An 11,684-nucleotide genomic window follows, 5' to 3' on the forward strand; every position below is an offset into this window, starting at 1 on the left:
TAAATAAGCTTGGTATCGAACGAATGAATAAAAAAGCTGAAAGTTTAATGATTTGCAGCGTTTGTCGTCATGAAAAGGGACTAGGAAAGTGAACTTTTTAGAGCTCAAAAATCGCGTAGGGAATTCTCCTATGTTGAGCCGCTTATTAGAGAATGGATTTGTACTTCAACAGAAACTAAGCTTAGCGACCTGTTGTGTATTGATTGCAGCTTCCGCATGGATTTTGGGACAGCTTGCATGGTTTATCGAACCTGCTGAGCAAACTGTCGCGCCTTGGGTAGCAACCGCTTCATCATCTTCAGCACCTCAATCGACCCTTGATATCTCTTCTTTGCAGCAGAGCAACATGTTTGGTGCTTACAACCCAAGCACGCCCGCTGTGGTTGAACAGCAAGTTATCCAAGATGCGCCTAAGACGCGATTAAATCTCGTTTTAGTGGGTGCAGTAGCGAGCTCGAATCCAAAACTGAGCTTAGCGGTGATCGCCAATCGCGGCACGCAAGCGACCTACGGAATTAATGAAGAGATTGAAGGCACTCGAGCCAAGTTAAAAGCGGTATTAATCGATCGCGTTATCATTGATAACTCAGGACGAGACGAAACCTTGATGCTTGAAGGTATTGAGTACAAGCGTTTGGCTGTATCAGCGCCTGCGCCACCTCGTAGCTCTTCTTCGGTTCGTGGTAATAACCCGGCTTCTGCAGAAGAGAAGCTTGATGAAATTAAAGCGAAGATAATGAAAGATCCGCAACAAATCTTCCAATATGTTCGACTGTCTCAGGTGAAGCGCGATGATAGCGTTATTGGTTATCGTGTGAGCCCTGGCAAAGATTCAGAACTTTTTAACTCGGTAGGGCTCCAAAACGGAGATATTGCTACTCAGTTAAATGGACAAGACCTGACAGACCCAGCCGCTATGGGCAATATATTCCGTTCTATCTCAGAGCTGACAGAGCTAAACCTCGTCGTCGAGAGAGATGGTCAACAACATGAAGTGTTTATTGAATTTTAAAACTTTGCGTCTAACGAAGGACGAAAGTGTAGGAGAAGTACGTGAAGCATTGGTTTAAGAAAAGTGCATGGTTATTGGCAGGAAGCTTGATCTGCACACCCGCAGCCATCGCGAGTGATTTTAGTGCCAGCTTTAAAGGCACTGATATTCAAGAGTTTATTAATATTGTTGGTCGTAACCTAGAGAAGACCATCATCGTTGATCCATCGGTGCGCGGAAAAATCGATGTACGCAGCTACGACGTATTGAATGAAGAGCAATATTACAGCTTCTTCTTAAATGTATTAGAGGTGTATGGCTACGCGGTCGTCGAAATGGACTCAGGTGTTCTTAAGATCATCAAAGCCAAAGATTCGAAAACTTCGGCAATCCCTGTTGTTGGTGACCGTGATTCGATCACTGGTGATAGTGTGGTTACGCGCGTTGTGACAGTTCGTAATGTCTCGGTTCGTGAGCTTTCTCCTCTGCTTCGTCAACTTAACGACAATGCTGGCGCGGGTAACGTTGTGCACTACGACCCAGCCAACATTATCCTCATTACTGGCCGAGCTGCGGTGGTAAATCGTTTAGCGGAAATCATCAAGCGTGTTGACCAAGCGGGTGATAAAGAAATCGAAGTGGTTGAGCTAAAAAATGCGTCAGCAGCTGAGATGGTACGTATTGTTGATGCTTTGAGTAAAACTACCGACGCGAAGAATACACCTGCGTTCCTACAGCCTAAATTGGTTGCTGATGAGCGAACCAATGCGATCCTTATTTCAGGTGACCCTAAGGTTCGTAGCCGATTAAGAAAGCTTATCGAGCAGCTTGATGTCGAAATGGCAACCAAGGGCAACAACCAAGTTATCTATCTTAAGTATGCAAAAGCTGAAGATTTGGTTGATGTGCTGAAAGGCGTGTCGGACAACCTACAATCAGAGAAGCAGTCATCAACTAAAGGCAGCTCATCGCAACGCAACCAAGTAATGATCTCCGCCCACAGTGATACCAACTCTTTGGTTATTACTGCACAGCCAGACATCATGAATGCGCTGCAAGACGTGATCGCACAACTGGATATTCGTCGTGCTCAAGTATTGATTGAAGCCTTGATTGTTGAAATGGCAGAAGGCGATGGCGTTAACCTTGGTGTGCAATGGGGTAACCTAGAAACGGGTGCAATGATCCAGTACAGCAACACTGGTGCATCGATCGGTGGCGTAATGGTGGGTTTAGAAGAAGCTAAAGATTCTACGACAACCACCGCTGTTTATGACTCTGACGGAAAATTCCTACGAAACGAAACCACCACTGAAGAAGGTGATTATTCAACATTAGCCTCTGCACTTTCAGGTGTTAATGGCGCAGCCATGAGCGTGGTAATGGGTGACTGGACTGCCTTGATCAGTGCGGTAGCAACCGACTCCAATTCAAACATCCTATCTTCTCCAAGTATTACCGTGATGGACAACGGCGAAGCGTCGTTCATCGTTGGTGAAGAAGTTCCGGTTTTAACTGGCTCGACGGCGGGTTCAAGTAACGATAACCCATTCCAAACGGTTGAACGTAAAGAAGTGGGTATCAAGCTTAAAGTGGTGCCACAGATCAACGAAGGTGACTCAGTTCAGCTGAATATTGAACAAGAAGTGTCGAACGTATTGGGCGCGAACGGCGCGGTAGATGTACGTTTTGCTAAACGACAGCTAAATACGTCTGTGATTGTTCAAGATGGCCAAATGTTGGTGCTTGGTGGTTTGATTGATGAACGTGCGTTAGAGAGTGAGTCTAAAGTGCCATTCCTAGGTGATATTCCTGTTCTTGGGCACCTGTTCAAATCAACCAGTACTCAGGTTGAGAAAAAGAATCTAATGGTATTCATTAAGCCAACCATCATCCGTGATGGCATGACAGCAGATGGTATCACTCAGCGTAAATACAACTTCATTCGAGCTGAGCAGCTGTACAAGGCAGAGCAAGGCTTGAAACTGATGGCTGACGATAATATCCCGGTATTGCCTAAATTTGGTGCCGATATGAATCACCCGGCTGAAATCCAAGCCTTCATCGATCAAATGGAAACAGAATAATGGCTGAATTGGTAGGGGCGGCACGTACTTATCAGCGCTTGCCGTTTAGCTTTGCGAATCGCTACAAGATGGTGTTGGAATATCAGCACCCAGAGCGTCCGCCGGTGCTTTACTATGTGGAACCTCTGAAATCGGCAGCGATCATTGAAGTAAGTCGCGTGGTGAAAAATGGTTTTACACCACAAGCGATCACTGCAGACGAATTTGATAAGAAGTTAACCGATGCTTACCAACGCGACTCTTCAGAAGCGCGCCAATTGATGGAAGATATCGGTGCCGACAGTGATGACTTCTTCTCATTGGCAGAAGAGCTGCCACAAGATGAAGACTTGCTCGAATCGGAAGACGATGCGCCAATCATCAAGTTAATCAATGCGATGTTGGGTGAGGCGATTAAAGAAGGCGCTTCGGATATTCATATCGAAACCTTCGAGAAGTCACTGTCTATCCGTTTCCGTATTGATGGTGTGTTACGTGATGTGTTAGCGCCAAGTCGTAAATTGGCTCCGCTGTTAGTTTCGCGTGTGAAGGTTATGGCTAAGTTAGACATTGCGGAAAAACGCGTGCCACAAGATGGTCGTATTTCTCTGCGTATTGGTGGTCGAGCGGTCGACGTTCGTGTATCAACCATGCCTTCATCACACGGTGAGCGTGTGGTAATGCGTCTGTTGGACAAGAACGCCACTCGTCTAGACCTGCACAGTTTAGGCATGACGGCCGAAAACCACGAAAACTTCCGTAAGCTTATTCAGCGTCCACACGGCATTATCTTGGTTACCGGCCCTACAGGTTCTGGTAAATCAACGACTTTGTATGCTGGCCTGCAAGAGCTCAACAGTAATGAGCGAAATATTCTAACCGTTGAAGACCCAATCGAGTTCGATATCGATGGCATTGGCCAAACACAAGTGAACCCTAAGGTTGATATGACCTTTGCGCGTGGTTTACGTGCCATTCTTCGTCAAGACCCGGATGTGGTAATGATTGGTGAGATACGTGACTTAGAGACTGCAGAGATCGCTGTTCAAGCCTCTTTGACCGGTCACTTAGTAATGTCGACTCTGCATACCAATACTGCAATCGGTGCGATTACGCGTCTACGTGATATGGGCATCGAACCCTTCTTGATCTCTTCTTCACTGCTGGGTGTTTTGGCTCAGCGCTTGGTTCGCACACTGTGTAACGACTGTAAAGAACCTTATGAAGCGGACAAAGAGCAGAAAAAACTGTTTGGGTTGAAGAAGAAAGACAGCCTGACGCTTTACCATGCCAAAGGGTGTGAAAGCTGCAGCCACAAAGGCTATCGAGGCCGTACCGGTATTCATGAGCTATTGATGATTGACGATTCGGTACAAGAGCTGATTCACAGTGAAGCTGGTGAACAGGCAATTGAGAAAGCAATTCGTGGCACAACACCAAGTATTCGAGATGATGGCTTGAGCAAAGTTCTGAAAGGGGTAACGTCCCTAGAAGAAGTGATGCGCGTGACCAAGGAAGTCTAGTATGGCGGCATTTGAATACAAAGCATTGGATGCCAAGGGTAAAAGCAAAAAGGGCTCGATTGAAGCGGATAACGCTCGTCAGGCTCGCCAACGCATAAAGGAACAAGGCTTGATGCCGGTTGAGATGACCGAAGCCAAGGCCAAAACAGCGAAAGGTGCTCAGCCTACGACCAGCTTTAAGCGTGGTATCAGCACGCCAGACCTTGCTTTGATTACTCGCCAAATTTCCACCTTGGTGCAATCAGGCATGCCGCTAGAAGAGTGCTTGAAAGCCGTTGCCGAACAGTCTGAAAAACCTCGTATTCGAACCATGTTACTGGCGGTTCGTTCGAAGGTAACGGAAGGTTATTCGCTAGCGGATAGTTTGGCTGATTACCCTCACATCTTTGATGAACTGTTTAGAGCCATGGTCGCAGCTGGTGAGAAATCGGGTCACTTAGATGCGGTATTGGAGCGACTGGCTGATTACGCAGAAAACCGTCAGAAGATGCGCTCTAAGTTGCTGCAAGCGATGATCTACCCAGTCGTGCTAGTGGTGTTTGCGGTGACGATTGTTTCGTTCCTGTTGGCAACAGTAGTACCTAAGATCGTTGAACCGATTATCCAAATGGGCCAAGAACTTCCTCAATCGACACAATTTTTATTAGCATCGAGTGAATTTATCCAGAATTGGGGCATCCAATTACTGTTGTTGATCATCGGTGTGATTGTATTGGTTAAGACCGCGCTGAAAAAGCCGGGTGTTCGTATGAGTTGGGATCGCAAGCTATTAAGCATTCCACTGATCGGCAAGATAGCAAAAGGGATTAATACCTCTCGTTTTGCACGAACACTCTCTATCTGTACCTCGAGTGCGATTCCTATCCTTGAAGGGATGAAGGTTGCGGTAGATGTGATGTCGAATCACCATGTGAAGCAACAAGTACTGCAGGCGTCAGACAGTGTTAGAGAGGGGGCAAGCCTGCGTAAAGCGCTCGATCAAACCAAACTCTTCCCTCCAATGATGCTGCATATGATCGCCAGTGGTGAGCAGAGTGGTCAGTTGGAACAAATGCTGACAAGAGCGGCGGACAACCAAGACCAAAGCTTTGAATCGACGGTGAATATCGCGTTAGGTATCTTTACGCCAGCACTTATCGCTTTGATGGCAGGTTTAGTGCTGTTCATTGTGATGGCGACTCTAATGCCGATGCTTGAAATGAATAATTTGATGAGCGGTTAACCTACCGCTTATAAGACGTTAGTTTTGGATTATCGAGAAGAAGGACATTATTACCTTCAACTCGCTGTCTGTAATTTGGAGAAAATAATGAAAAACAGAATGAAGAAACAATCAGGCTTTACCCTATTAGAAGTGATGGTTGTTGTGGTTATCCTTGGCGTATTGGCGAGCTTTGTTGTACCTAACCTATTGGGTAACAAAGAGAAGGCTGATCAACAAAAAGCCATCACTGATATCGTGGCGCTAGAGAACGCGCTAGATATGTACAAACTGGATAACAGCGTTTACCCAACAACGGATCAAGGTCTTGATGCATTGGTTTCTAAGCCAAGCAGCCCAGAGCCTCGCAACTACCGCGACGGTGGCTACATCAAGCGTCTGCCAAACGACCCATGGGGTAACGAGTACCAATATCTAAGCCCTGGTGATAACGGCACTATCGATATTTTCACTCTTGGTGCTGATGGTCAAGAAGGTGGTGAAGGTATTGCTGCGGATATTGGCAACTGGAACATGCAGGATTTTCAATAAGCTTCAGCTTATTGTTTGATTCGTTGCTGTTGGTTGATAAGTTATTGAGCTTGATACGTTATTGATGGTAGGACGTAAACAGATGGAGTCTAAAGGTGAAAACTAAGCAAACACAGCCAGGTTTCACCTTAATTGAGATTCTTTTGGTGTTGGTATTACTGTCAGTAACGGCGGTCGCGGTGATCGCGACCATACCTACCAATAGCAAAGACGTCGCCAAAAAATACGCTCAAAGCTTTTATCAGCGAGTTCAATTACTCAACGAAGAGGCTATTTTGAGTGGTTTGGATTTTGGCGTTCGTGTTGATGAAAAGAAATCGACCTATGTACTGATGGCGCTTAAGTCTGAAGGCTGGCAAGAAGTTGATTTTGAAAAAATCCCCTCTTTAACTGAACTACCGGAAGAACTCGCATTGTCACTGACCCTAGGTGGTGGCGCATGGGAAGACGATGATCGGTTGTTCAACCCAGGAAGCTTGTTTGATGAAGATATGTTTGCTGATCTTGAAGAGGAAAAGAAGCCGAAACCACCACAGATCTATATCTTGTCGAGTGCTGAAATGACGCCATTTGTATTGTCGTTTTATCCAAATACCGGAGACACCATACAAGATGGTTGGCGTATTCGAGTATTGGACAATGGTGTGATTCGACTGCTAGAACCGGGAGAAGAAGATGAAGAGGAATAACCGTTCTCCTTATCGTTCTCGTGTTATGCCCCTTGGTTCTCGAGGAATGACGCTGCTTGAGGTATTGGTTGCGCTCGCTATCTTTGCGACTGCGGCGATCAGTGTGATTCGTGCTGTTACTCAGCACATCAATACCCTCAGTTATCTAGAAGAAAAAACCTTCGCGGCTATGGTCGTTGATAATCAAATGGCTTTGGTGATGCTGCATCCTGAGAAGCTAAAAAAAGCGCAGGGCACACAAGAGTTGGCCGAGAGAGAGTGGTTTTGGAAGGTCACGCCAATCGATACTAGCGATGATTTATTAAAGGCGTTTGATGTGAGTGTGGCAACCAGTAAACAAGCTTCTCCAGTGGTCACGGTGCGCAGCTATGTGGTCAATTAAAAGCATGTGGTCAACTAAGAGCATGTCCGCCAATAAGCGTGTGCCTCGAAAACAAGGTCTATCTTCGAAAGGGAGAGGCTTTACCTTAATTGAGGTTTTGGTCTCGATCGCTATCTTTGCCACGTTAAGCATGGCGGCTTATCAGGTAGTCAATCAGGTTCAGCGCAGCAACGAGCTTTCAATCGAGCGCAGTGCTCGTTTAAATCAACTGCAACGTAGCTTAGTCATTTTAGATAATGATTTTCGCCAGATGGCGGTACGACAATTTCGTACCAACGGTGAAGAAGCATCATCTAAGCTGATCTTAATTAAAGAGTATTTACTGGATTCCGACAGCGTTGGCATCATGTTTACTCGCCTTGGCTGGCATAACCCACAGCAGCAGTTTCCTCGCGGAGAAGTCACCAAAGTGGGTTACCGCATTAAAGAAGAAACACTTGAGCGTGTGTGGTGGCGTTACCCCGATACCCCTGCAGGTCAAGAAGGTGTGATTACGCCTTTGCTTGATGATGTTGAAAGCTTGGAATTCGAGTTTTATGACGGAAACCGCTGGGGGAAAGAGTGGCAAACCGACAAATCTCTACCGAAAGCGGTAAGGTTAAAGCTAACCTTGAAAGATTATGGCGAGATAGAGCGTATTTATCTCACCCCAGGTGGCACGCTCGATCAGGCCGATGATTCTTCAAACAGTGACTCTTCAAGTAGTAATGAGGGGAATAATGACTCATCGAACTAACAAGCTTGCACTGACAAGGTCTGCCATGGGGCGCAAGCAGCGTGGTGTCGCGCTGATCATTATTCTGATGCTATTGGCGATCATGGCAACCATAGCTGGCAGTATGTCGGAACGCCTGTTTACTCAATTTAAGCGCGTTGGCAATCAACTGAATTACCAACAGGCTTACTGGTACAGCATTGGTGTCGAAGCACTGGTGCAAGACGGCATTAGGCAAAGCTACAAAGACAGTGATACCGTCAATTTGAGCCAACCATGGGCGTTAGAAGAACAGGTATACCCATTGGATTATGGTCAAGTTAAAGGCCGTATTGTTGATGCTCAGGCATGTTTTAATCTCAATGCGTTGGCTGGTGTGACGGCGACTTCAAGTAACCAAACACCTTATTTAATTACGGTTTGGCAAACCTTGTTGGAAAACCAAGATGTTGAGCCTTATCAGGCCGAGGTTATCGCGCATTCAAGCTGGGAATTTGTTGATAGCGATACCCGAACCACCTCTTCAGCAGGTGTAGAAGACAGTACTTATGAGGCGATGAAGCCACCTTATTTGGCGACGAATGGCTTAATGGCCGATGAGTCCGAACTACGAGCGGTTTATCAAGTTACCGGTGAGGTGATGAATAAGGTTCGCCCCTTTGTTTGTGCTCTGCCGAGTGACGATTTTCGCTTGAACGTGAATACACTTACGGAAAAGCAGGCACCGTTATTGGAAGCGATGTTTGCCCCCGGCTTAAGTGAATCGGATGCCAAACAGCTGATAGACAAACGCCCATTCGATGGCTGGGATACGGTGGATGCGTTTATGGCTGAACCGGCCATTGTGGGTGTGAGTGCCGAAGTCAGCAAGAAAGCGAAAGCATATTTAACTGTAGATAGCGCCTATTTTGAGCTTGATGCAGAGGTATTAGTTGAGCAGTCACGTGTACGTATACGGACGCTTTTCTATAGTAGTAATCGAGAAACAGTGACGGTAGTACGCCGTCGTTTTGGAGGAATCAGTGAGCGAGTTTCTGACCGTTCGACTGAGTAGCGAACCACAAAGCCCTGTGCAGTGGTTAGTTTGGTCGACAAGCCAACAAGAAGTGATAGCAAGTGGCGAACTGTCTAGCTGGGAGCAGCTTGATGAGTTAACGCCTTACGCTGAAAAGCGCAGCTGTATCGCTTTATTGCCGGGAAATGAATGCTTAATTAAGCGTGTTGAGATCCCGAAAGGTGCTGCTCGCCAGTTCGACTCTATGCTGCCGTTTTTATTAGAAGACGAAGTCGCACAAGATATCGAAGACTTACACCTGACTATTTTAGATAAAGACGCAACGCACGCGACAGTGTGTGGTGTCGATCGTGAATGGTTAAAGCAAGCGTTAGACCTGTTTCGCGAAGCCAATATTATCTTCCGTAAGGTGTTGCCAGATACACTGGCTGTGCCTTTTGAAGAGCAAGGCATCAGTGCATTACAGATCGACCAGCATTGGCTATTACGCCAGGGTAACTATCAAGCCGTATCGATCAGCGAAGCATGGTTACCGATGTTTTTGCAAAGTGATTGGGTTGTTGCTGATGACGAAGAGCAAGCGACGACTATCTTCAGCTACACCGCAATGCCGAGCGATGACGTTCAACAGCAAAGCGGTGCGAATTGGCAAGCAAAGCCTGCGGAATTAGTGATGTCTTTGCTGAGCCAGCAAGCGATCACAAGCGGCGTAAATTTACTGACTGGCACCTTTAAAACCAAATCTTCATTCAGTAAATATTGGCGCGTATGGCAGAAAGTCGCGATTGCTGCTTGTTTGCTGGTGGCTGTGATCGTGACTCAACAAGTGTTGAAGGTTCAGCAATTCGAAGCTCAAGCACAAGCTTACCGCATGGAGAGTGAGCGTATCTTTAGGGCTGTGCTGCCAGGTAAACAACGTATTCCGACAGTAAGCTACCTTAAGCGTCAGATGAATGATGAAGCTAAGAAATACGGTGGCTCAGGCGATGGTGACTCCTTACTTGGTTGGTTAGCATTGCTGCCAGAAACGTTAGGACAAGTGAAATCGATCGAAGTCGAAAGCATTCGCTACGATGGTAATCGTTCTGAGATTCGACTACAGGCGAAAAGTTCTGACTTCCAACATTTTGAGACCGCGAGAGTGAAGCTCGAAGAGAAATTTACCGTCGAACAAGGTCCGTTAAACCGTAATGGCGATGCCGTATTTGGCAGCTTTACTCTTAAACCCCATCAATAACCTGCGTAAGGAGATCAGTGATGAGAAATATGATTGAGCCACTCCAAGCGTGGTGGACTTCAATAAGTCAAAGAGAGCAACGATTAGTTATTGGTTGCTCAATTCTGTTGGTGGTCGGTGTCGTTTATTGGGGGCTAATCCAGCCACTCAGTCAGCGAGCTGAACTCGCGCAGACCCGTATTCAAAGCGAGAAGCAACTATTGGCTTGGGTAACCAATAAAGCCAATGAAGTGGTTGAACTACGAGGCAGTGGTGGCATTAGTGCCAGTCAACCTCTGAACCAATCTGTGCCTGCTTCTATGCGTCGCTTTAATATCGAGCTGATACGTGTGCAACCACGGGGCGAGATGCTGCAAGTGTGGGTAAAACCAGTGCCTTTTAATAAGTTCGTTGACTGGCTAACATATCTGAAAGAAAAACAGGGTGTTGAGGTCGAGTTTATGGATATTGATCGCTCTGATAACCCTGGGGTTATTGACGTCAACCGACTACAGTTTAAACGAGGTTAATGTGAAACGCGGTTTATCTTTTAAGTATGGCCTGCTCTTCAGTAGCATCTTTATCGTCTTTTTCTCGGTCAGCTTGTTGCTGCACTTGCCGGCTTCTTTTGCTCTCAAGCAGGCTCCTGCTGTGCGCGGCTTGAGTATCGAAGGTGTGGAGGGCACCGTTTGGCAAGGCAGCGCTAACAACATCGTGTGGCAGCGTGTTAATTACGGCTCAGTACAGTGGGATTTCCAGTTTTCTAAGCTATTTCAAGCCAAAGCAGAACTGGCGGTTCGTTTTGGTCGTAACAGTGACATGAACTTATCAGGTAAAGGGCGTGTCGGGTACAGCATGAGCGGCGCGTACGCAGAGAACTTAGTAGCTTCAATGCCTGCTATGAACGTGATGAAATACGCTCCAGCTATTCCAGTACCGGTTTCTATTGGTGGACAAGTTGAACTGACGATCAAGCATGCGGTTCACGCTCAGCCTTGGTGCCAATCGGGCGAAGGCACGCTTGCTTGGTCTGGCGCTGCCGTTGATTCCCCTGTGGGTGCGCTAGATCTCGGCCCTGTGATTGCTGACATCAGCTGTGAAGACAGCACAATTGCAGCGAAAGGCACTCAGAAGAGCGATCAGGTAGACAGTGAGTTTTCAGCGAGCGTAACACCCAACCAACGCTATACGTCGGCGGCATGGTTTAAGCCGGGGGCGGAATTCCCGCCAGCAATGCAGAGTCAGCTTAAGTGGTTGGGCAACCCTGATAGCCAAGGTAAGTACCAGTTTACTTATCAAGGTCGTTTTTAGCTCGGTATCTACTTCTGAGATAG

At 46.7% G+C, this 11,684-nt stretch carries 12 protein-coding genes; all 12 read left to right on the forward strand.

Annotation, left to right across the window (positions count from 1 at the left end; all coding sequences use genetic code 11):
- Window positions 1-130 precede the first annotated feature (130 nt).
- The 12 genes from gspC to AC3CH3_RS00540 all read left to right on the forward strand — a co-directional run bounded on the left by gspC (window position 131) and on the right by AC3CH3_RS00540 (window position 11,661).
- Window positions 131-1,012: a type II secretion system protein GspC gene (gene gspC, locus AC3CH3_RS00485; protein WP_488537483.1), complete on the forward strand. Its 882-nt coding sequence runs from the start codon at window positions 131-133 to the stop codon at window positions 1,010-1,012.
- Window positions 1,013-1,053: 41 nt separating this feature from the next.
- Complete coding sequence (gene gspD, locus AC3CH3_RS00490; protein WP_210447244.1) at window positions 1,054-3,078, forward strand: type II secretion system secretin GspD; 2,025 nt, start codon at window positions 1,054-1,056, stop codon at window positions 3,076-3,078.
- Window positions 3,078-4,580, forward strand: a complete 1,503-nt coding sequence (gene gspE, locus AC3CH3_RS00495) for a type II secretion system ATPase GspE (RefSeq protein ID WP_488537484.1) — start codon at window positions 3,078-3,080, stop codon at window positions 4,578-4,580. The genes gspD and gspE overlap by 1 nt, the downstream gene beginning before the upstream one ends.
- 1 nt (window position 4,581) lies before the next feature.
- Window positions 4,582-5,802, forward strand: coding sequence for a type II secretion system inner membrane protein GspF (gene gspF, locus AC3CH3_RS00500; RefSeq protein WP_488537485.1), 1,221 nt, complete (start codon window positions 4,582-4,584; stop codon window positions 5,800-5,802).
- An 87-nt stretch (window positions 5,803-5,889) separates the two neighbouring features.
- Window positions 5,890-6,333 carry a type II secretion system major pseudopilin GspG gene (gspG, locus tag AC3CH3_RS00505; protein ID WP_017062485.1) on the forward strand — a complete coding sequence of 148 codons (444 nt, stop codon included), beginning with the start codon at window positions 5,890-5,892 and terminating at the stop codon, window positions 6,331-6,333.
- A gap of 95 nt (window positions 6,334-6,428) precedes the next feature.
- Complete coding sequence (gspH, locus tag AC3CH3_RS00510; RefSeq protein WP_017062484.1) at window positions 6,429-7,022, forward strand: type II secretion system minor pseudopilin GspH; 594 nt, start codon at window positions 6,429-6,431, stop codon at window positions 7,020-7,022.
- Window positions 7,009-7,404 (forward strand): type II secretion system minor pseudopilin GspI, encoded by a 396-nt coding sequence (gene gspI, locus AC3CH3_RS00515; protein ID WP_019826474.1) that lies wholly within the window; start codon window positions 7,009-7,011, stop codon window positions 7,402-7,404. Before gspH ends, gspI begins: the two co-directional genes overlap by 14 nt.
- Complete coding sequence (gene gspJ / locus AC3CH3_RS00520; protein ID WP_019826472.1) at window positions 7,391-8,140, forward strand: type II secretion system minor pseudopilin GspJ; 750 nt, start codon at window positions 7,391-7,393, stop codon at window positions 8,138-8,140. Before gspI ends, gspJ begins: the two co-directional genes overlap by 14 nt.
- Window positions 8,124-9,173, forward strand: a complete 1,050-nt coding sequence (gene gspK, locus AC3CH3_RS00525) for a type II secretion system minor pseudopilin GspK (RefSeq protein ID WP_488537486.1) — start codon at window positions 8,124-8,126, stop codon at window positions 9,171-9,173. The genes gspJ and gspK overlap by 17 nt, the downstream gene beginning before the upstream one ends.
- A complete protein-coding gene (gene gspL / locus AC3CH3_RS00530; RefSeq protein WP_019826468.1) occupies window positions 9,142-10,371 on the forward strand; it encodes a type II secretion system protein GspL in 1,230 nt (409 codons plus the stop codon). Before gspK ends, gspL begins: the two co-directional genes overlap by 32 nt.
- A gap of 20 nt (window positions 10,372-10,391) precedes the next feature.
- Window positions 10,392-10,880 (forward strand): type II secretion system protein M, encoded by a 489-nt coding sequence (locus tag AC3CH3_RS00535; RefSeq protein ID WP_019826466.1) that lies wholly within the window; start codon window positions 10,392-10,394, stop codon window positions 10,878-10,880.
- A 1-nt stretch (window position 10,881) separates the two neighbouring features.
- Window positions 10,882-11,661, forward strand: a complete 780-nt coding sequence (locus AC3CH3_RS00540) for a type II secretion system protein N (protein WP_488537487.1) — start codon at window positions 10,882-10,884, stop codon at window positions 11,659-11,661.
- Window positions 11,662-11,684: the final 23 nt, after the last annotated feature.

Source organism: Vibrio sp. QJM3NY_35 (assembly GCF_057785915.1).